Origin of the sequence: Lysinibacillus sp. FSL M8-0337, from assembly GCF_038593855.1 — a bacterium.
In the GTDB taxonomy this organism is placed as follows: Bacteria; Bacillota; Bacilli; order Bacillales_A; family Planococcaceae; genus Lysinibacillus; species Lysinibacillus sphaericus_D.
This window is the reverse complement of sequence record NZ_CP151996.1, coordinates 1,873,475-1,895,117: the sequence shown is the minus strand read 5'-3', so window position 1 is coordinate 1,895,117 and position 21,643 is coordinate 1,873,475. Positions and strand designations below refer to the sequence as shown.

24 protein-coding genes are annotated in these 21,643 nt (G+C 38.0%); 3 read left to right on the top strand and 21 right to left on the bottom strand.

Annotated features, from left to right (window positions below):
- Positions 1-120: 120 nt before the first annotated feature.
- From MKY08_RS08835 to MKY08_RS08810, 6 genes are all read right to left on the bottom strand, one after another.
- On the bottom strand, positions 121-1,947 hold the full coding sequence (locus tag MKY08_RS08835) for a peptide ABC transporter substrate-binding protein (protein WP_069508359.1): 1,827 nt from the start codon (positions 1,945-1,947) through the stop codon (positions 121-123).
- Positions 1,948-1,967: 20 nt separating this feature from the next.
- A complete protein-coding gene (locus MKY08_RS08830; RefSeq protein ID WP_069508358.1) occupies positions 1,968-3,035 on the bottom strand; it encodes a dipeptide epimerase in 1,068 nt (355 codons plus the stop codon).
- 21 nt (positions 3,036-3,056) lie between these two features.
- Entirely contained in the window at positions 3,057-3,851 is a 795-nt protein-coding gene (locus MKY08_RS08825; protein ID WP_069508357.1) for a M55 family metallopeptidase, read from the bottom strand.
- Positions 3,848-4,582, bottom strand: a complete 735-nt coding sequence (locus tag MKY08_RS08820; RefSeq protein ID WP_256093101.1) for a M15 family metallopeptidase — start codon at positions 4,580-4,582, stop codon at positions 3,848-3,850. The genes MKY08_RS08825 and MKY08_RS08820 overlap by 4 nt, the downstream gene beginning before the upstream one ends.
- Before the next feature lie 930 nt (positions 4,583-5,512).
- Positions 5,513-6,571: a P1 family peptidase gene (locus MKY08_RS08815; protein WP_069508355.1), complete on the bottom strand. Its 1,059-nt coding sequence runs from the start codon at positions 6,569-6,571 to the stop codon at positions 5,513-5,515.
- A 24-nt stretch (positions 6,572-6,595) separates the two neighbouring features.
- The gene (locus MKY08_RS08810; RefSeq protein WP_069508353.1) at positions 6,596-7,288 is read right to left on the bottom strand and encodes an aspartate/glutamate racemase family protein; all 693 of its coding nucleotides are present in this window, start codon (positions 7,286-7,288) and stop codon (positions 6,596-6,598) included.
- Between the two features lie 290 nt (positions 7,289-7,578).
- Between MKY08_RS08810 and MKY08_RS08805 the strand changes: the two genes are divergently transcribed.
- Positions 7,579-8,976 carry an alanine/glycine:cation symporter family protein gene (locus MKY08_RS08805; RefSeq protein ID WP_069508352.1) on the top strand — a complete coding sequence of 466 codons (1,398 nt, stop codon included), beginning with the start codon at positions 7,579-7,581 and terminating at the stop codon, positions 8,974-8,976.
- An 82-nt stretch (positions 8,977-9,058) separates the two neighbouring features.
- Here the strand turns inward: MKY08_RS08805 and MKY08_RS08800 are convergent, their stop codons facing one another.
- The 13 genes from MKY08_RS08800 to MKY08_RS08740 all read right to left on the bottom strand — a co-directional run bounded on the left by MKY08_RS08800 (position 9,059) and on the right by MKY08_RS08740 (position 19,041).
- A complete protein-coding gene (locus tag MKY08_RS08800) occupies positions 9,059-9,589 on the bottom strand; it encodes a DUF1572 family protein (protein WP_069508350.1) in 531 nt (176 codons plus the stop codon).
- A 232-nt stretch (positions 9,590-9,821) separates the two neighbouring features.
- On the bottom strand, positions 9,822-10,430 hold the full coding sequence (locus tag MKY08_RS08795; RefSeq protein ID WP_069508349.1) for an SCO family protein: 609 nt from the start codon (positions 10,428-10,430) through the stop codon (positions 9,822-9,824).
- Positions 10,431-10,532: 102 nt separating this feature from the next.
- Positions 10,533-10,655 (bottom strand): YvrJ family protein, encoded by a 123-nt coding sequence (locus MKY08_RS08790; RefSeq protein WP_080653352.1) that lies wholly within the window; start codon positions 10,653-10,655, stop codon positions 10,533-10,535.
- A 76-nt stretch (positions 10,656-10,731) separates the two neighbouring features.
- Positions 10,732-10,950, bottom strand: a complete 219-nt coding sequence (locus MKY08_RS08785; RefSeq protein WP_069508347.1) for a DUF2922 domain-containing protein — start codon at positions 10,948-10,950, stop codon at positions 10,732-10,734.
- A gap of 16 nt (positions 10,951-10,966) precedes the next feature.
- Entirely contained in the window at positions 10,967-11,191 is a 225-nt protein-coding gene (locus MKY08_RS08780; protein ID WP_069508345.1) for a DUF1659 domain-containing protein, read from the bottom strand.
- A gap of 253 nt (positions 11,192-11,444) precedes the next feature.
- Complete coding sequence (locus MKY08_RS08775) at positions 11,445-12,221, bottom strand: sulfite exporter TauE/SafE family protein (RefSeq protein ID WP_141705558.1); 777 nt, start codon at positions 12,219-12,221, stop codon at positions 11,445-11,447.
- A gap of 271 nt (positions 12,222-12,492) precedes the next feature.
- On the bottom strand, positions 12,493-13,128 hold the full coding sequence (locus MKY08_RS08770) for a response regulator transcription factor (protein WP_069508341.1): 636 nt from the start codon (positions 13,126-13,128) through the stop codon (positions 12,493-12,495).
- Positions 13,121-14,155, bottom strand: coding sequence for an ATP-binding protein (locus MKY08_RS08765; RefSeq protein ID WP_069508339.1), 1,035 nt, complete (start codon positions 14,153-14,155; stop codon positions 13,121-13,123). Before MKY08_RS08765 ends, MKY08_RS08770 begins: the two co-directional genes overlap by 8 nt.
- Before the next feature lie 3 nt (positions 14,156-14,158).
- Positions 14,159-14,524: a hypothetical protein gene (locus MKY08_RS08760; RefSeq protein ID WP_081327835.1), complete on the bottom strand. Its 366-nt coding sequence runs from the start codon at positions 14,522-14,524 to the stop codon at positions 14,159-14,161.
- Positions 14,525-14,578: 54 nt separating this feature from the next.
- On the bottom strand, positions 14,579-15,973 hold the full coding sequence (locus MKY08_RS08755; RefSeq protein WP_069508337.1) for an MBL fold metallo-hydrolase: 1,395 nt from the start codon (positions 15,971-15,973) through the stop codon (positions 14,579-14,581).
- Positions 15,974-15,987: 14 nt separating this feature from the next.
- The gene (locus MKY08_RS08750) at positions 15,988-16,527 is read right to left on the bottom strand and encodes a hypothetical protein (RefSeq protein ID WP_069508335.1); all 540 of its coding nucleotides are present in this window, start codon (positions 16,525-16,527) and stop codon (positions 15,988-15,990) included.
- Positions 16,528-16,543: 16 nt separating this feature from the next.
- Positions 16,544-17,737: an FAD/NAD(P)-binding oxidoreductase gene (locus tag MKY08_RS08745; RefSeq protein WP_103976873.1), complete on the bottom strand. Its 1,194-nt coding sequence runs from the start codon at positions 17,735-17,737 to the stop codon at positions 16,544-16,546.
- A 428-nt stretch (positions 17,738-18,165) separates the two neighbouring features.
- A complete protein-coding gene (locus MKY08_RS08740; protein ID WP_256093100.1) occupies positions 18,166-19,041 on the bottom strand; it encodes a cation diffusion facilitator family transporter in 876 nt (291 codons plus the stop codon).
- 529 nt (positions 19,042-19,570) lie between these two features.
- On the opposite strand from MKY08_RS08740, the gene MKY08_RS08735 reads away from it, so the two are divergent.
- The gene (locus MKY08_RS08735; protein ID WP_069508331.1) at positions 19,571-19,768 is read left to right on the top strand and encodes a hypothetical protein; all 198 of its coding nucleotides are present in this window, start codon (positions 19,571-19,573) and stop codon (positions 19,766-19,768) included.
- A 106-nt stretch (positions 19,769-19,874) separates the two neighbouring features.
- Here MKY08_RS08735 and MKY08_RS08730 read toward each other — a convergent pair whose 3' ends face one another.
- On the bottom strand, positions 19,875-20,213 hold the full coding sequence (locus MKY08_RS08730) for a helix-turn-helix domain-containing protein (RefSeq protein ID WP_024363558.1): 339 nt from the start codon (positions 20,211-20,213) through the stop codon (positions 19,875-19,877).
- 105 nt (positions 20,214-20,318) lie between these two features.
- Here MKY08_RS08730 and MKY08_RS08725 point away from each other — a divergent pair, with 105 nt between their 5' ends.
- Entirely contained in the window at positions 20,319-20,702 is a 384-nt protein-coding gene (locus tag MKY08_RS08725; protein WP_069508330.1) for a RidA family protein, read from the top strand.
- Between the two features lie 151 nt (positions 20,703-20,853).
- Here the strand turns inward: MKY08_RS08725 and MKY08_RS08720 are convergent, their stop codons facing one another.
- On the bottom strand, positions 20,854-21,555 hold the full coding sequence (locus MKY08_RS08720; protein ID WP_069508328.1) for a Type 1 glutamine amidotransferase-like domain-containing protein: 702 nt from the start codon (positions 21,553-21,555) through the stop codon (positions 20,854-20,856).
- Positions 21,556-21,643 lie beyond the last annotated feature (88 nt).

Sequence of the window (21,643 nt, the reverse complement as noted above, 5' to 3'; positions counted from 1 at the left end):
AAAATGGTTACAAAAAGCAGGAAGGAGATGCCGAATCAGCATTTTCGGTCATCTCCTCGGTATTGAAAAATCACCACTATATGCCTACGGGTTGCACTTGGCAATGATTATTCCATTCTTTTATTTGGCTGCATTCGCTAATGCATCCGCACGTTCTTGCTCCCACTGTGCCAACGCTTTCTTAAAGTCATCATTACTCATTGGCTTTGCTAACACTTGCTGCCCTTTGAACTTCTCTGCTGTCACACCAAATGGTGAGTACTGGGCTTCAAATGGATTTAATTTTGAAGCTACATAGCCGCTACCACCTACAGAATATGGAATAACAAAGGCCTCTTCAATTAAGAACGCTTCTGCTTGAGCAAATAGGTTATAACGCTCGGCTGTATCGATTGTCGTTTTCGCCTTTTCTAATAAATTCAAGTACACAGTTTGACCATTTGCTTCTTTGTAACCTTCAGCTAACTCTGGCTTATTATAAGTACCATCTACACTAAATGGTTCTGTATACGTTGACGGGTCAGCATAATCTGGCCCCCAGTTCGCTTCTAGTAATGCAAATTTACCAGGGCGTCGAACTTCTGATAAGAAACCTGTCGAAGGACCTGCTTCAACGATAATATCCACATAGTCCGCACCTAATAATTTTTCCACTTGTTGTTCAATGACTTGTGTACGATTAGCCCAGTCAGGCATCCCCGCGTTGTATGGCATTAATACCTTTACTGGAAATGTCGCTTTCCCTTCTAACGCCGCCTTCGCTTTGTCCTTATACTGTAAAGCTAAGTCTTTATTAAAAGAATCATTGTTGGTAATCGCCGCTAATGGGTCAAGTTGTGTATAGTCGACTCCTTCAACATCGACAAAGTTTCTCGGTGTGATCGTATTGCTTAGTAAATCTTGAGGATTAAATGGTTCCACCGTTAGCATCGCTGATACACGATCTAGCGCATGGAAAAGCGATTTTCTGAAATCTTTATTATTGACTGCGACCTTCCAGTTTTCAGGTTCATATTCCACAGCAAATTGTGGGTCAAAGTTGAGCGCATAAAAATACGAATAAAAATTATTTTGCGTTTGACGTACTTGCAATTTTTTCTTATCATCCTTCAGCCATTCGTCAATAATGGAAGTGGGAATGGTTGCTGTGTCGATTTCACCTCGTAAAAATAGTTCGGGCGCAACGGTTGCTGCTTCTTTGTTATATTTATACCGAATGCGGTCAATCAGCACGTTGTCTTTATCCCAATATGTGTCATTTTTTACAAGAACACGCTCATTTTGAGGTTCGAATTTGTCTAATAGATAGGCACCGTTATACAAGAAATTTTCACGTGTAGTTCCAAATTGTTCCCCCTTTTCCGTTAAAAATTTTCCATTTACAGGGAAGAAACATACATAATTCAACATCGACAGAAAATAAGGTGTAGGAGCCTCCAACGTATATTCAATCGTATGTTGGTCGATAGCTTTGATGCCCACTTTTGAAAAATCAGTTAGCTCACCGTTATAAAACGCCTCACCATTTTTGACAACCATCGCACTCCAGACGGTCGAAGATTCATTTTTGGCATCTAACACATACTGCAAACCATCGACAAAGTCTTGTGCCACTAAATCTGCATATTCCTTACCATTGTGGGTAACCCATTTCACATCATCACGAAGCTTAAATGTCCAGACAGTCGCATCTTCATTTGACGACCATTCTTTCGCTAAGCCTGGTTGCACAATCCCATACTTATCATATTCAATGAGGCCATCCACTAAATTGGCAGCTACAGCAAATTCATTTGTTTCAGATGTTTTTAAATAGTTTAATGTTTTAATTTCTCCTGAATAGACGACCCGATATTCGGATTTTTTTTCATCCGAAGAATCATTACTACAGGCTGCACAAAATAAGACGACTAGACATACTAAAAGAAACCATTTCCTTTTCCTCATAAGCATCCCCCTACGTATTTTTATCTTGAAAATCCTATACCATTTGCATCCGTCATTGTGATTCGATCATTGTTAAAAATAGGACCACCTGCAATAGGATCTTTCAAACATAAACTTGGTCCGTCTAAATCTATCATTGTGATATTTTTTTGTGATGCAGCAAAATGTGCAGCCGCACTGACACTAATTTTTGTTTCAAGCATGCAGCCCATCATACAAGCAATGCCATGCGCTTCTGCAATATGGCAAATCTTTTGCGCATGAAAAATGCCACCTGTTTTCATTAACTTAATATTGATGAAATCAGCAGCACGTCGTTCGATAATAGTGAGGGCATCTTTTGCCGAAAAGACACTTTCATCAGCTAGAATATTGGTCAACGTATTGGCTGTTACATATTGCATGCCGGTTAAATCAGCATAGTGCACAGGCTGTTCCACTAACTCGATATTGCTATCCGCATCTTCAAGTGCACGAATAATCCGAACCGCTTCTTTTGGCGTCCACCCTTGATTGGCATCTACACGTAATGTAACGGCTTTGCCTACTGCATCCCGTATAGCCATCACACGCTGGATATCTGTCGCTGGATCCTTGCCAACCTTGACCTTCAATATTTGAAAGCCTCGTTCCACCGCAGATAGGCTATCTTTTATCATATGCGCTACACTATTCACGCTAATTGTAATATCCGTTGTCAATGCCTTACGATAGCCCCCTAATAATTTATACAATGGGGTCTTGTGAAGCTGTGCTAATAAATCATAAAGCGCCATATCTACCGCCGCTTTCGCACTCGTATTTTGATAAATACTGTTGTCCATTCGCTCCATCACAAGGGCTATTTCTTGTATATCCATACCTACTATGGCTGGCTTAATATAATGTTCAATAGCATCTCTAATCGACCCTAAAGTTTCTCCTGTAATAACAGCAGTTGGCGCAGCCTCACCTATGCCAATTTGCCCATGCTCACTATGCACATAAACGGCAATATTTTCAATGCTTTGAACGGTCCTTAATGCCGTTTTAAATGGCACAATAAGCGGAGCTTTCACCGTTGCAACCACAATATCTTTAATCTTCATACATTCACCTACAGTCTATTCTTATGTTAAGAACTGTAAAATCCGAAGTACTTCAAAATAATCATCCGTGACAAATTCAACTGTGTTGTGGGGCTTAAACGATGCATTTGGATAAAAGGAATTGCGGTAAGCCCGTGTATGGTCACGGTAAATTATTTCCACTACAAATTGCTTAGGTAATGTCACTTGTAAGTTGTTTCGGGAGACCTTCATAGAGGCTTCCACAAGTCGTTTTGTTTCGGCAATTGCCAATCGAGGACTGACACTTATTGTGGCATTGCCTACCCCTTCCTTTGTAGCAAATGTTACAATGTTGGGATTGAAGGTTTCAATTTCTTCTGTTAGTCCAACATCTCCACTAACAAATGAAACGGGCACGCCATGTAAAGCAGCGGCATACGTATTGATAAGAAATTCACTTGCGTATTCGCCATTGATTTTAATATCAGCAGTAACACATAGCGTGTGTGCTAATGGATTACGTTCACTGCCTCCTTTACTGTGATAGCCAATAAAAATAGCACGATTAAAGCTACTATCAAGACCGGCTACCATACACATCGGATCATATGTCCATCCGCGAATGACCTTGCAATTAACTGGCAGATTCGAAATATCAAGATTACGAGCTGAATCATGCGCATCCTTTAGTAAAATTTCCGTGGCGCCTCCTAAAATGGCACCTTCAATTGCCGCTTCCACTTCTTTTGTCATCTGCTTTTGAAAAAAATGATAGTCAGGCGCATTCAGTTCCGTTTCACTCCAAGAGGTTGTACCTGTAATACCTTCAATATCCGCACTAATATAGACTTTCATAAATATCGATACTCCTTTATCAAATAGTCATCAATCTGTGCCTCTATTGCACCGTAAAAAGCTTCTTTGGCATTTACCCTTCTTGCCCATGCAATATTGTGAAAATCATAATGCCACCATTCCTCAGCATAATTCGTAAAGCCAACCGCCGTCATACAGTGATACAAAAGACGGCGATGAACACAGGCTTCCTTATTTTCATTAGGATGCTGTTCAAAATAGCGGGTCGCTGATTTTTCACTAAGCTCATCAAATGCTGTCCCAAGATTTAACGCTTTCCCTTTACTATTTCCGAGTGTTAAATCAATGGCTCCTCCCGTTAAATGTGGTAGTAGATGCTCTTGCCCCTCTCTTGGAAAAGCGACAAATTTTAATGTCTTGTTATGAATTTCTTCTTTTGTGAAATTTGGATGTTGCGCTTTGAGCTGCGCAGCAAAATGTGTAAATAAAAATCGTTGCACTTGTAGCGGTCGATACCCGTCATAGACAATCAAACTATAGTTTTCAGGTAATAGTAATAAAGCTTGTTGTAATCGCTCATATACTGCTTGGCGCAAGTAAATGGATTGTAAGCTACTAGCAATTTGTTGTTTATAGTACATGGGCTGGGTAAAGATTCTTGGGTGTAGGTGGTCAATGTTCATCAATGGCTCACAACTGTTAAGCACAATAGGATTGGATCGATTTGTCGGTGTCTCGTGTGCAATTGGCAGCAATAATTTTTCATGCATTCGCATCACCTTTTATCGTAATGAATGTTAAATTTTTAGATAATTCAGTATTTTCATTGAATAGTAACACACCACTTCATAATTGACTAGATAAAAAAACAATAATTACATAATAATGGTTATTATCTAATCATTACACAAAATTTGCTAAGTAGCGCTTAAACACTACAACCTATGGTCGAAACATTTATTTTTTTATACGACTTTAGCGATTAAGTAAACTTTAAAAATAGACATGATTGCCGAAATATCTTAATGAAAGGGAAGTTTTTATGGAGGTGATACCATGATAATTATTAAGAACAATATGGTTCAATACTCGCTACAAAATCGAACATGATACACTCCAAATACCATATGGGCTTATTAAAATTAAATCCAATCGGAATACAACGAATCCTTTTGTGGCACCATCACTTTCCGTTCATCGCATAGAAATCAATTACGAAAAATATAAAACCATTCAGATTTCCCCAATAGATAGACAGGCATTTGTAGAAGCGTTGCAGCAAAAGAACCCATACATTCGCCTTGATAATTGAATCTAGAATAGTAGCATGCGTCTGAGCTCTTCATTGAACTTTTTCTTTTTCTGGACGTAAACCTGGTTTCATTGCTTGAAATAAGTGCAATCTGCTCTGATTTTGTTTTTCATTCTACAGTAGCATTGCCTTTACACATTATGCTAGGAATGTTAGGGAAAGAATGTACCTCTTCAAGCAACATAAAGGGGTCTCCTCTATCCAGTTAACCGACCTTCTAGTTAGGAAAATAAGTACCGCGTGGATAGCACAAGAGTTGATGTACGTATTAGATGCTTATCAGGGGGATTTACACTAAAAAGAAATCAAAATAAAGACTTTTTTGGCAAGCGTTCAACATGTAAACAAAAAAGCTATTGAAACATTTGAATGTTCAATAGCTTTTCGTTTATTTTTTAAATGAATAGGCTTCTACTACGTGTCCGTCTCGACCCGTTGTTGTTTGCGCTTGTGACAGGGAATTTAAAATAGCTTCTTCTGTTGCTTCCGCAGCAGCGGTAAATAAATGATTCATAATAGGATGATCTTCACGTAGCTGTAAACGTGTCTCCAAATGTTGGGACGAATGATGCGCAATATGGTGTGCCGTTGTAAAGCCGATGACAATATCACCACTTCCATGAGAAAAATGACTACCTGTTCGTCCAAGCCCGATACCACAACGTTTAATAACACGTGTTAATTGGCGACTACTAAGCGGTGCATCCGTTGCCAACACAATAATAATAGAACCATCTGTTGGTGAGAACGCAGCAGCATTGCTATTAGGATTTGGCATATTGTAACGTTCAGCTACAAACTCTGTGCTATGACCAAAATTACTTAGTACTAGACAGCCCACCATATAGCTAATTTTATCTTGTTCTAGAGTCACTATCCGCGATGCAGAACCTATTCCGCCCTTATAACCGAAACAAACCATGCCTTTCCCCGCCCCCACTGCACCTTCTTCAGCGGTATTTTCGGATGCATTACGAATTGCTTGCAGTGCATGCTCTGGTGTGACGGGACAAGCTCGAATCGAATTTAAATAACTATCATTACATTCCCCAACAACTAGATTAATTGTCCCTGTAGAAAGTCCAATATCCTGATTAGTATGTAACATATATTGCAATGTTCCTTGGGTGACAGCTGGCACCCCAAACGTATTTGTCAGCATAATGGGAGATTCAATAACACCTAGCTCAATGACTTGCACGAGACCTGTCGTTTTGCCGAAACCATTTAGCACATAACTGGCACCCGTAACTTTTTGTTGAAACAAATTGCCACCATGCGGTAAAATCGCCGTCACCCCAGTACATGCATAAGCCCCCATATCATCTAACTTTTCATCCAGTGTGACATGCCCAACTTGAACACCTTGTACATCCGTAATGCAATTTTTTTTACCGACTGGTAATGTGCCAATAACAATACCCAACTCCCGCACTTTTTGTGTCATTTTTTCACCCCTTCTCAATGCTTTTTACTCTTTTAATGCATCATCTACAGCAGCAAGCGCATGAATAATGGTCGTGTCGAAAACAGGGACTTGGACATCCTCTTGTTGTATTAGTAAACCAATCTCCGTACAACCTAAAATAATTCCTTGCGCACCTGATTTCACAAGGCGCTCAATAATTTGTAAATAGGTTTCTTTTGAAGTCGGTTCAATCTTCCCTAAACATAATTCCTCATAAATAATTTGATTGACCATTGTTCGTTCTTCATCGTTTGGAACCATTACGTTTATGCCAAACTGTTCAATTCTATGTTTATAAAAATCTTGCTCCATCGTATATTTTGTGCCAAGCAACGCAATCGTTTGCAGACCAGCCTGTTGAATTTGAACGGCTGTTGCATCCGCAATATGTAAAATTGGAATAGTCAAATGCGCTTCTATAAATTCTATGACCTTATGCATTGTATTCGTACAGATCACAATGAAATCGGCACCTGCTTTTTCTAAAGACCAGGCAGCCTCTCCTAGTATTTCTCCTGCATTTTGCCATTGTTCATTTGCTTGATAGTATTCAATTTCTTGAAAATCAACACTATATAAAATGCATTTTGCCGAATGTAAACTACCCAATTGTTGCTTTACTTGCTCATTTAGAAGGCGATAATACATAGCTGAAGATTCCCAGCTCATACCACCAATTAAGCCAATCGTTTTCACATCTTCCACTCCTATTCCATTGATTGTCATTTTTTAATAAACTGCCCACGATACATTATCATGTATTCAAATTAAAGGTATAAAAGAAAAAGCAAGTTGAATACTAATTTGGAAAAGTATTGTGTTCCTATCATGGTGAACCGTATCCATGTTACCTTTTCTATATATTACCACCACACAGCAAATCATTTCGAGAAAAATATCTTTTTATTATTAAGAATATTTAAAAATTTGATATTTTATAAAAAAAGAGTGTAGACTAAAACTTATTAAAAAAAGGAGGAATATAAATGGAGTGGATATCAAATATAGTAGATAATACAAATAATATTCTATGGACGTATCTTTTAATCATATTATTATTAGCTGCTGGATTATATTTTTCATTTGGCTCTAAATTTGTACAAATACGTCTTTTCCCAGAAATGTTTCGTTTAATAACAGAAAAAAGAGATGGTGAGTCGGGGGTTTCTCCGTTCCAAGCTTTCACGATTAGCGCAGCGTCTCGTGTAGGTACAGGTAATATCACAGGTGTTGCACTTGCTATAGGTGTTGGTGGACCTGGTGCCGTATTTTGGATGTGGATTATTGCCATTCTTGGTATGGCAACCGCTTTTATTGAAAGTACACTTGCTCAAGTGTATAAAGTAAAAGACGGCGATACTTTTCGTGGTGGCCCTGCCTATTATATAGAAAAGGCATTAGGTCATAGAAAGTTAGGGATTGTTTTTAGTATCCTTTTAACATTAAGCTTTGGCTTTATTTTTAACGCAGTACAGTCTAATACGATTGCGACTTCTGTAGGTGAAGCATTTAATATTAGACCATTTATTATCGGCATTGTATTAGTATTGTTAACGGCTATGATTATTTTCGGTGGTGTACATAGAATTGTTAAATTCACTCAAGTCATTGTACCAGTAATGGCCGTCTTTTATTTACTCGTTGCACTTTATGTCGTTGTAACAAATTTAGGGGAAATCCCAACTGTGTTTAAACTTATTTTCTCTCAAGCGTTTGGCCTTCAAGAAGCTGCGGGCGGAGCCATTGGCGTAGCCATTATGCAAGGTGTTCGTCGAGGCTTATTTTCTAATGAAGCTGGGATGGGGAGTGTGCCGAATGCAGCGGCAACTGCCAATACATCACATCCTGCTAAACAAGGGCTTGTGCAAAGTTTAGGCGTATTTTTTGATACAATTATGATTTGTTCTGCCACTGCATTTATCATTATTTTAGCTGGCTTATATAAAACAGGTGAAAGTAATGGAATCGTCCTTACACAAAATTCTCTAGCAGTGCATGTTGGCGACTGGGCTCCTTATTTTATCGCGATTAGTATTATTTTCTTCGCATTCAGTTCTGTTATTGGAAACTATTATTACGGTGAATCCAATATTGAATTTATCAATGCTCATAAAAGCTGGATGACTGTTTATCGTCTTCTAGTGCTTGCCATGGTAATGTTCGGATCAGTAGCGCAAGTTCAACTTGTTTGGAACTTAGCGGATTTATTTATGGGACTTATGGCGCTCATCAATATTACGGTAATTATGATACTTGGTAAAATAGCTTTCCGTGTATTAGATGATTTTACACTACAACGAAAAGCAGGAAAAAATCCTGTATTTTACGCAAAATCCATCCCAGGTTTGAAAAATACAGACTGTTGGGAAGATCAACAATCATAAAAAAACGCCATTCCCTCAAGGATTACTTGAAGGAATGGCGCTTTTTTTATTTCGGTGCCTGACACCCAAACAATTTTGAAAATTAGCTCCTTTTTTTCATCGCTTCTGTAAATATCTGCGATTGTCCTCTTGGAATACTCAATGTTTTCCATTCGGCTCCTTTTATTTGCTTCCCGACATAGACAATTTGTCCAACATGTGCAGCATAATGTGCCATCTGTCTTTCTATCGCATCAATCACTGTATGTTGTTGCCCTCTTATGAAGACAGGTGTCATTAAATCCACTTCGGTTAAGCTCAATAGTGAATCCAAAAACACTTGCCAACCCTTTTCCCAAATAGTTAGTAGCTCTTCTTTAGTATCAATACTATCAATAAATTCTTCATCACGATTTCTTGTTGTTTTTTCCCCATCTGTCGTTAAAAAGTCAGTCCATCTTGAAATCATGTTGCCACTTACATGTTTGACAATGACTGCAATACTATTGGACTCTTCGTTGAAAGCCCAGTGCAATTGCTCAATATCTAATTGTGCAATGGCTTTATCACCGTCCGCTTTAATCGTTTTAAATCTTTCTCGTACAGCTTTTAAATAGGTTTCACCTATGCTCATTTCTAACTACCTCCCCCTTGTGCCAGTCACCCAAACAATTCTCAATTCTCAAACCATTTCTCTATGGATACAAATTAATACCCGCGGAAAGCATTGTATTACCCGCGATTTACTAATAAATATCCGCGAAAAATCATGAAATACCCGCGATTTAACCTTAAATACCCGCGAAGTATTGTCATCATGCTACAAAAAAGCTAGTGCTATGTCAATGTAGCACTAGCTTATCATGTTATAAGTTTTCATCTATATACGTTTCTAAATCCGAAACAATTGTATCAATTGGAACATCGTTTGTATCTTTTGCATAACCGTCATATTGCTTTACAAGAATACCGTCTTTATCCACTAAGAAAAATTGAATACCATGGATTACTTGATCTGAATTCGGATCGTCTTTGACAAGTAATTTTGTTGATTTCACTGCATATTGCTCAATATATGACTGTGAATATCCTGTAAGGAGATTCCATTTAGATTCATCAGGTACAGTGTATCTCGCTAAATAATCAGCTAGTACTTCCGGTGTATCCACCTCAGGGTCTACTGAAAAAGCGACAATATTATAATCCTCTATCCCTTTTTTCTTCAGCTTCTCTTGTACTTGTGTCATGTTAAACGTCATTGGTGGACAAACTGAATTACAATTCGTAAATATATACATACCCAACCAAGGTTTCCCTTTTAAACTGTCAAGCGAAACAGTTTCTCCTCGTTGATTAATATGTTCAAAATCTTGCATCTCCAAACTATAATCCGCTTTAAACTTTGCGTTCCCGCATGCACTAAGTACAGTCACTAAAGCCAATAGACATACAAACCCTATTACTTTATTTTTCATCTTTACACACTCCCTACTTACACTACCCTCATCTTATCGAATGATGTAAGCGTTGACAACTACCTGTCGTGACAGCTTTCGTACATCTTTGTGAAGTCAACTTCACTTAAGTGAAACAATGACATCATGAATCGCATCTAGCTTAACTTCTACTCGATGTAATAAGTAAAACGACATGAGGATAGGAAAACCAATATCAGATAACATTGTCAGCCATTGTTCCATACGGCCCCCTCCTTTTGACATGCAGTACTCGTCTTAAAGATGGTCTTTGCAACGACCGCAAAGACCATTTCATCCATTAGTTCATGGCAAACTCTGAAACTTGACGATCAATCATGCGTGCACCTTTTATGCCAATCAAAGCACCAGCTTGTCCACCAAATACATTGCTCATTATGATCGTTTGCATCACTTGTTGAATTTCAGCAGATGTGACATTTGGCTTCGGTGCATCAATGGCAATCGTAGCCGTTTTTCCTAATGCTGTATCAAATTGTAACTCTAAAACTTTTGCCATCAGTCCTACCTCCTTTTTATTGTAATGACGACAATTCTGTTATTTCTTGCTTGCTAATACTGTCTAGTGGCTTTGATGAGAGACTCGCAATCGCTTTCGCTACCGTTACTAACGCTGTGGGTGTATGCGTGTCGTTTAAATTACGGTAGGTTTTAATTGCAAATTTTGGCTTGTTTGTTTCCGTATGTCCCACCAAATACTTTAAGCGAAGTGATGCATCTAAAAAATTGGTTTTTGCCATCGGTAACACCTCCTTTCTACACAATATATACAGCTATATGTAAAAAGGGTGACATGTTTCGTCGAAATTTTCACATGGAAAACATCAGCGACTGTGATAGCATAGAACAGTTCACTCTTACTTAAAAAACGCTTTTTCTACTGCCATATTTCCTAAATAAAAAAGCCCAGATACTCATTTAATGAGCATCTGGATGCTTATTTATTAAAGCCTGTCATCATCACTACTAAATATCGTTGTAATGTGAGACTGCTTATAAAATATCTAACCATGTTTTAATGGCTGTGCCTAAAATTAAAACTGCTAAAATCGCTTGTAGTGCTTTTGTATTGAGCTTGCCGCCTATTTTTGCGCCAAGTGGAGCTGCAAGTAAACTTGCCACAATCATGATTGCTGCTGGTCCATAGTCAATTTGACCTGTCATAATTTTCCCAACTGTTCCACCAATTGATGAAATAAATGTTATCGCTAAGCTTGTGGCAATCGTCATACGTGTTGGGATTTTCAAGACAACAAGTAAGATTGGTACTAATAAAAATCCACCTGCTGCTCCAACAATTCCTGAACCAATCCCAACGACAAACGCTAAACCCGCTGCTAATGGTTTACTAAATGTAATCTGATCTAACTGCTTATCGTCAATTTGCTTTTTCGGAATAAACATCATGACAGCAGCAATTAAGGCTAAAACACCATATACAATATTTACTGCTGATTCTGGTAACATGCTGGATCCAAAACTACCAATGAAGCTACCTATTAAAATTGCTGTACCCATATTAAGAATAAGCGATTTGTTTAAATAGCCGCTTTTGCGATATGCCCATACACCTGCAATCGATGCAAAAAACACTTGAATAGCACTAATACCGGATACTTCATGTGCACTGAAAGCTGCTAACCCAAATAATGGTGGAATATATAAAAGCATAGGGTATTTAATAATGGATCCCCCAACGCCTACCATTCCTGATACGAATGATCCGACAAAACCAATTAAAAATATGACAACGATGAATGACAACTCCATCGTCACACCTTCTTTCTACCTTATTTTCTTTAAGTATAGAGTGTGTCCTGCTTTAAAAATATAGGGGGAAGCCCCTATACTTCAGAAGAAAATGCGATTTTGTTGTACGGTCGTAAATTAATCAGAGCAGGAAAACAATTGGGTCAACACCTTCACATATAAAAAGCGATAAAGCAGATTGCTTTATCGCTTATGCACAGTTAATAGATGGTTCTTCACTTATAAAAGCATAGACTTTAGAAAGAAGATTTTATTGGGCAGCCTACGTAAGCTACGTTATATACTTATTTGTAATACCGTATTGAATGAGCTCTGCCTTACTTTTTAAATTTAGCTTTTGCATAATGTTGGCTTTATGGTTTTCTACCGTTTTAGCACTAATAAATAGCTTTTCTGAAATTTGCATATTCGTAAATCCTAAAATGGTTAAACGAACAATTTCCTGCTCACGTGTAGATAAGATATCCGCATTGTTTTTTCCTTTTTTCTTAAATAATTTTTCTAGTTGACCTTTTGGTAAACCCACTTCATAGTAGCGGCGGCCTGTATAGACACTTTGAATGGCTTCATACATTTCGCCACCTTGACTATTTTTTAAAATATAGCCATCTGCTCCTACTTCCATCGCCTGTTGAATATAAGCTATCTCATTATGCATTGTCAGCATAATTATTTTCGTGTCAGGTAAATTTTTTTTAATTTCCTTTGTCGCAGTAAATCCATCCAACCCATTTGGAATCGAAATATCCATTAAAATCACATTCGGCTCAGTTTGGTAGGCAAGTTGAATCGCCTCTTCCCCATCACTTGCCTCTCCTACAACTGTTATATCAGAATAATTCCCTAACAGGAGCGCAATGCCCTTTCTTATTAACACATGGTCATCGACAAGCAATATTTTAATCATGTTGCGGCCTCCATCTTGGAATGACGATATCAATACATGTCCCTTGTCCTACTTTTGACAGAATTGAACAAGTACCACCCAACTGATCGACCCGTTCCTCCATATGCTTTAACCCTAGCCCTGCATTTTGAATCTTGTCCCGTTCAAAGCCAATGCCATTATCTTGAATGGTCATATAGATATGGGTGTTATCCTTTTTAATATGAATATGCACTTGGGTTGCTTTTGCATATTTAATAATGTTATGCAATGCTTCTTGCGTAATCCGATATAAATTAATCTCAACTGCTGGGTCACATCGATCAAGACCACGTGTCGTTAATTGAATATCCAACCCCGTTATTTGTTTTTTTATCGTATCAATTGTCGCCTGAATGGTCGGCTCTAAACCTAATTGATCTAAACTGTGCGGTCGTAACTGGTGAGAGTATGCGTTAATGTCATTCATGACTTTTTGCAGTTCCGCACGTACTTCAGAAATGTACTCATTCAACTGCACATTATCTTGCACAAAAGATTCAATCGCTTGCAGTGCAATAGATACCGAAAATAATGATTGACCAACTCCATCATGTAGTTCTTGCGCTAAGCGTTTATGTTCTGATTCCTTTGCTTCGATTAATGCTCGAATCATTTTTTTATTAATGGCAGCCTCTTGCGCTTTTTTTAATGTTTCCTGATCACGTAAGACAAGTAAATATTCTGTTTCCCCTGTATTCTCATTAGCATAAATAGCGGCTGTACTCATTTCGACATCAATCTTTCGACCATGATAAATAGGCATTTCTGATAAAAATGAAGGCACTTCATTGTTGGCAATTAAATAACACGTCGGTTCACCCTGTTCCCTTTTACGAGTCATACAATAGGAACAATACGGCACAAAATCACCTTTTTGCCAACCGGTTAAGCGCTGTGCAGCAGGGTTCATCATAATGATTTCCCTGCTTTCCTTCATAATAATAATCCCATCTTGAATATGCTCATAAATTTGCTGTAAATACTCATTTTGTAGCTGGGATTGCATACTTTACACCTCCTTATACATCATTCCTTTTACTTTACACGGTCTTTTCATCATCGTGTAACTATTTACACTATACCCTTTTTTTCGTAAAAAGCGGCTAGCCAGATTTAAATCCATTTGACTTTCTACTATCAGATGGATAGGGCGATTATCCATTTGTTTATAGAAACGTGGTAAATAGCCGTATGGAATATGCTTACTATTATAAACTAAACAGCCTGTTGTATTGTAATCCCGTACATCAAGTAGTTGATATCCTTCAGCTACTTGACGGTACGGTATATCTTTCACCTGTTTGACAGGGACAAAACGAATATAGTAAGCCCGCACTAAAACAATGGCTAGGACAACAATTAGTAAAATGATCATAGAAACCTCCAAAAAGAGTGCCTCACATGGAAGGCACTCTTTGCACTAATTACTTTATTTTACTTCTTTCACCCATTGACCGTAGCCGCCCGTCATATTAACTAAATTGTGGAAGCCATTTGCTTTTAATACACTTGCGGCAATGGCAGAACGACCACCTGCTTGACATTGAACAATGAGTTTTTTGTTTGGTACTTCATCTAAACGATTTTTTAATGTACCAACCATAATGTGCTGTGCACCTTCAATATGCTCTTCATTATATTCTGTCAGATTACGCACATCTAATACAGCTACATCTTCTGTGTCCATCATCGCTTTTGCCTCAGAAGGTGTAATATTTTCATATGAATCTAGTTCATTCGCTTGCTCAATCATTGCTTCTACATCTGCATAACCTAGTACTTGGTCAATACCGATTGAGCGAAGTGCAATGAGCATGTCTTGCATTTGAGCAGCATTAGCAAGTAAATATAAAGGTTCCTTGTAGTTCACAATCCAGCCCATCCAGTTTGTGAAGGAGTTATTAAATGGCACGTTCATCGTTCCCTTAATATGTCCTTGTGAGAAGGCTTGAGCATCTCGTGTATCCACAACTTGCTGACCAGCTGCAATCAAGCCTTCAATTTCTTCAACAGAAGTGATGACTTTTACCTCTGGTAAATTTTTAATTAACTCAATGCCAATTTTATTAACGGATTTCATCACTGCAAAGTAATAAGGTGGTTCTGGTTGACCATCTAATAAAGCTTTCACAAAGTCCGGCTCATTGTCGAATTGCATTGCCCAGTTGAATTGTTTTTCATAGCCTACTGTTGTCGATGGTACTGCACCAAGTGCTTTCCCACATGCGCTACCTGCACCGTGTGCTGGCCATACTTGTAAGTAGTCTGGTAATTGTTTAAAGCGCTCTACAGATGTATACATTACTTTTGCACCTGCATCAGCAGTCCCTTTAATACCAGCTGCTTTTTCTAATAAGTCTGGTCGGCCAATATCCCCCGCAAATACAAAGTCACCTGTAAATAGTCCAATTGGTTTATCTGCCGCTGCACCATCTGTTAATAGGAATGAAATAGATTCTGGCGTATGACCTGGCGTATGCATCACTTCGAAAGTAAGTTTACCAAGTTCAAATTTGTCACCATCTTTTAATAGTACGTGTTGAATGCCATCTAAGTTTTGATATTTCCAGTTTTCATCGCCTTCATCGGAAATGTACATCGTAGCACCAAAACGATCAGCTAATTCACGAGAACCTGCTACAAAGTCAGCATGGATATGCGTTTCTAATGCCCCAACGATTTTCATATTTTCCTTTTCAGCTACTTGGATGTATGGCTCAATATTGCGCATTGGATCCACAATCACTGCCTCGCCTTTTCGTTGACAACCTACCATGTAAGAAGCATGTGCTAATTTTTCATCATAGAAATAACGTAATAACATAAAATTCTCTCCTTTTAATTGGTTTGTTTATTTAAAATTTGGATTGTTGCTTGTACATATTTCAGTGACTTTTGAACACTCGGGTCTTTTAACCACTTCATAATCGTAAAGAGTTTAATTGGTTCTGTTGTTGCTTCTGCTTGTTGTTGTATATCTTTAACTAGCGAGTACCCTTGTTTTCCTTTTTCTACAATCGGTTCTGTGTAAGATTTAATACTAGCTGTCGCATAATCAATTGTTTGCTGATCTGCTAACACAGCTGTTACAAAATCGACTATATCCTCTAACTGATTGACCATTTGTAAAAGCTTCGGCAATTTTTCTAGTAGGCCCACTAATGCTTCCACCGTTTCAAGATTTACGTTATAGCTTCGTACAAGTTCATCATATTTTTGAATGGATTGCTGATCTTGCAATACCGCTTGTCCAAAACTGACGACATTCCCGATGGCTTGTAAGTTTTTTTCATATGTCGGCAATTGGCTTAGCAATGATACGAGCGCTGCTTGAATATCCGGCTGCTTTAGTTGCTCTAGTAACGGATTCGTTTCCATCACACATGCCTCCTTTCTACATCGTTCCTTTTAACATGCCGTCCCAATACATAATTGGTAATAAATCTTTTTTCATCATATACATGCTTGCACGTTCCACTGCTTGGTTAAATGGCATTGATTCAGCAGGCTCTTTTTTATAGTCAAACTCTGCTAAAATTAGCTTATTGTAACCTGTGACGATTGGGCAAGACGAATAACCGTTATATGTGTTGTCCATTGTTTGATTGCGCATACATGCCACAACATTTTCAGCTACCACAGGTGCTTGTTTTCGGATGGCTGCTCCCGTTTTAGATGTTGGCAAGTTTGCACAGTCGCCAATGCCAAAGACATTTGCATATTTCTTATGTTGCAATGTATACATATCCACATCCACCCAACCGTTGTCATCCGCTAAAGGGCTGTTCGCAATAAATTTCGGTGCATTCATATAAGGTGTGACGTGAATCATGTCATATTTCAATTGCTCTTTTGCACCAGTATCTAGATTTTCGAAAATGGCGATTTTTTCATCCGCTTTAATTTCAATTAAGTTACGTCTGAATCGTGCATCAATTTGTTTGCGTTCCACCACTTTCTCTAACGCTTCACGGTATTTCAGTACATCAAAAATGGCTGGATTAGCAGAACCAAATACAACTTGCATATTTTGACGAACACCCGTTTTTCGGAAGTAATCTTCCGCTAAATGCATAATTTTTTGTGGCGCACCACCGCATTTTACAGGTGAATTTGGATGTGTAAATAAGGCTGTACCTGATTTTAAATTGCGTATCGTTTCCCAAGTATAATCAACATGCTCAAATGAATAGTTACTGCAAACAGATTTTGTACCAAGCGCTTCTTTTAAGCCTTTAATGGCACCCCAGTTAATTTCAATCCCTGCTGCTACAACTAAGTAATCATATGAAATAGATGTTTGGTCTCCTAGAATGACTTCGTTTTGTTCAGGTTTAAATTCAAGTACGGGTTGTTGGATCCATACTGCGCCTTCTGGAATAAGAGATTCCATAGAACGTTCAGAATCTTCCTTTTTAGCAGCACCTCCACCAACTAACGTCCATAACGGTTGATAATAATGCTTTGAGGCTGGATCTATTATCGCCACTTCATGAATGAGGCTTGGCGATTTCCTTAATAAGCGGGCAGCAACAGATATACCAGCTGTTCCCCCACCAACAATGACAATTTTGAAAGAATTTTTCATGCTTCTTCCTTCTTTCTGCATTTTGTGTTTGAAACTTACACTCTCATCATAGTGAAATCTATAGTCAAAAAATATAGGGGTTTTCCCCTAAACAATAGTTGTTATAAAGGAAAACCCCTAATTTAGTTGTTGATGTAACTTTTCAGGCAGTTCAAACACAATGCACTAGTGAAGTTGATTATGCTGCATCGCTTGAAAACACTCGGCTTACTACAACAATTTATGCATACAAACAGCAGCTAATATTTTGCATAGACGCATAGAAGAGCAAGTAAGGTTTACAATAAGGAGGATAGTACGAGGAAGTTAACTTCTGAAGTGTGCCGGCGCATTTGTCGTAAGATAAGCTGATTCGTTTTACGCTATTGAATAATCTACATGGCAATATGCATTAGGTAGATTACCCATCACATAATATTTTTCCCGTTCTAATTGCTCTTTTTTTCAATCTGTATCGTCATATGATGCAATGCAAATTCGTCGTGTAACAGATTTTGTATTTTCCGTAAAACAATTTGTTCATCCGCTTCTTGATGCACCACCACTTGACAAGTTAAAGAAGGGAAATCCATTGTAATTAGCCAAATATGTAAATCGGTAATCTCTTCGACTTCCTCAACAGTCATTAACTTCGCTTTGACATCATCCGTTGGCAAATTTTCTGGAGCACTTTCCATCAAAATATTGAAGGAGTCACGCGTAACACGATAGCCGCTAATAATGATAAGAAGCGCTACAATCATACTTGCAATAGGATCGGCTAAATTCCATTCGAAAAATAAAATAAGCAATGCAGCCGTAATCGCTCCCACCGAACCGAGAATATCACCTAAAACATGCAAAAAAGCACTTTTTACATTGAGATTATCATTATCCCCCCGTTTAAGGATAAAGGCTGCGCCAATGTTGACCAGTAAACCGAGTGTTGCCACGATTAACATACCCGTACTTGCCACTGCAGGTGGTTCTGAAAATCGACGAAAAGCTTCATAAAAAATATAGAGCGAAATTGCAATCAACGTAAGACCATTTATAAAAGCGGCAAATATTTCAAACCGACGATAGCCATACGTTTTTCGATTTGTTACGGCTTTTTGACCAATGGATACAGCAATATAGCTTAACCCTAACGCTGCTGCGTCACTTAACATATGGCCTGCATCTGATAATAGCGCTAAACTGTTTGTCATGATGCCACCTATCACTTCGACAATCATAAAGCCCGCTATAAGAAAGAAAGTCCATTTCAAGGCGATTTTATTTTTACTCCCATCCTGTTGCCCATGATTATTAAAATGTGACAAATTCATCATCCATTCTTTACTTTTTATATATTCTAAGCTGAACCAATAGAGCAGTTGAAGACCCTCACTGTTCCATTGCGGAATTTTACCTTGCTATCATTATGCCGCGCAATGGCTTTGCTATACGCTCCTTTATCTAGCAGTTTTGCTCGTCCATTAAAGTATGTTTTTTGAATAATGTTTAGAGCTGTCATTTTATAGACTTTAGACAAAAATACCAGCCACTCACTTTTAAATGAGTGGCTGGTTCTATATTTTATGGTTAGTAGCCCATTATAGAAACACTTTTTATACTACATCTTGTGCTTTTTGATTGAAATTAAATGCGATTAGCATAATAAATATAATGCCCATGACAGTCATAATTGTAGAAACCTTCAAGTTAGAAACTGACATAAACCTTAATCCTGTGCAATAAAATTCATCTAATCCTACATTTGTATCCACCTACATCTTACTATGTTACGATTCTTGTAGATAAAATTTTTTAGCTAGTAAAAAAAGCAGTACTTTTAAGGGAGAATATATCATGAAGAAAATAGTATTTCAATTGTTAATAGTTGTATCGTGGATCTATTGTTTGGGGTATATTTTATTCGATTTCCCTACTGATCACTTTGTCATGCGGGCGGTTAAAGGTGTACTGTCTATTGTTTTTTCTTGTAGTCTATTGTTGTTTCTATTCCACATTATTGATAATAAGGAACAGAAAAAAAGAGATGATTGAAGCTTACAATCAATCTCCCCTATAGAAATGGCAAATTAACTGTAGCTCCTGCATCCATTCATCGCTCATTTCATTTAATTTGTGAGGTACGCTTTACAATAAGACATTAATGCGTATTGTTTTTTTCTCCCCACTCACATAACTGTTCCAAAACAGGTAATAACGTTTCCGCTTTAGCTGTAAGACTGTACTCCACTTTAGGTGGAATCTGTGGATACTCTTTTCGACTGACAATTCCATCTGCTTCTAATTCTTTCAGTTGTGCACTTAATGTTTTAAAGGTGATAGCCCCTATTTTGCGTTTCAAATCATTAAACCGAACCGTTTGATGTTCCGCCAAAATATAAATAATCAGCATTTTCCATTTACCACCAATTACTGATAATGTATAGCCAAACGGGGTTTCTTGAATGGTCCCCGTGTCTTTGTAATCAGCCAAACCCATATTTACACTATCCTTTCTGATAGTACCTTTCAAAAAAGTGCGTACTATTTTTTTGTTCGCGTTCATTTTATACTGACATTACTTTAAAGTAAAGGAGAGAAAAAAATGAAGAATATTACAATTTACAATCACGACCTTTGGGATCACGGTATTTCACAGGGCTACAGTGTCAACGGCACTATCTACATTTCGGGGCAGTTTTCCCATGATACGGAGGGTACATTCGTTGGCGATGGCGATATCGAAGCACAAGCACAGCAAACGCTTAAAAATCTAGATGGCGTTTTGGAAAAATTCGGTGCAACAAGATCTAACCTTGCTTATATGGAAATCTATTTAACAAATGCGGAAGAACATACTGAACCAGTCCTTCGACTATTCAAGGAATACGTTGGGCAACATCGACCAGCCGGTAGCCTTATCGGGGTGACTTACTTGGCATCACCAGAACAACTAATTGAAATCAGCGCCATCGCACATGCCAACTAAGTAAAGGCATGTTGTGTCAGCGAAAGTAAGCTTCGGACCATTAAGTTAGGAGCCCGCTTATAACACTAACCCCGAGCAAAGCACGCTTTCAAGAAAAGCGGAACTATTCGGGGTTTTATGTTATTGAAAGGAAATTTCCCGTTTATCATTTCTAAAGAAGACCTAAAAAATTTGTTGCAAGCTCTTTCTCTATAACTTTATCATTATCATCATATACTTTATACGCTTTCGCGTTAGGTCTTGAACTTACAATAGTATGGATTTCCTGATCAATGAAATGAATGGCAACACCGTCATCCGTTGCAAAACCAGGTTTAATTTTTTTATTAGTGATAAGCTGTTGATACGAAGGTCTTCTATCCGATTCTCCATCATAATGGGGACAATTACTTCCTTCTAGGAACCCTAAACACGTTAATGGTTCCAGCCCATCCCCATAAGAATCTGTCACTCCTTCCTCGAACCAACAAATGGAACCCGCACTAATTCCAGCTAGTATTATTCCTTGCTCCCACGCTTTTTTCAAAATGGTATCCAATCCCCATTCCTTCCATAGCACTAATAAATTCTTTGTATTTCCCCCACCAACATAAATAATATCTTTGTCCAGTAAGAAACTTTCTATATTTCTTGTAGATGGGTTAAATAAGGATAAGTGCGAAGGCTGACAATCCTGTTTTTCAAAGAAATGATAAAATCGAGAAATGTAATTTTCTGAATCTCCACTTGCTGTTGCAAGAAAGCAAATCTTCGGATTTTTTTTCATAGATTGCTGAAGAATATATTTATCCAGCAAAGAATTTTCTGGCTCCATAGAAAAGCCACCGCCCCCAAGTGCTATAATTTGTTTCATAAGTCTACGTCCTTTCTTGTTTAATAAGTTATATAACGTTTTTAACTTTTATTACCTATTTTACTAAATGATACTACCGAACAATAGA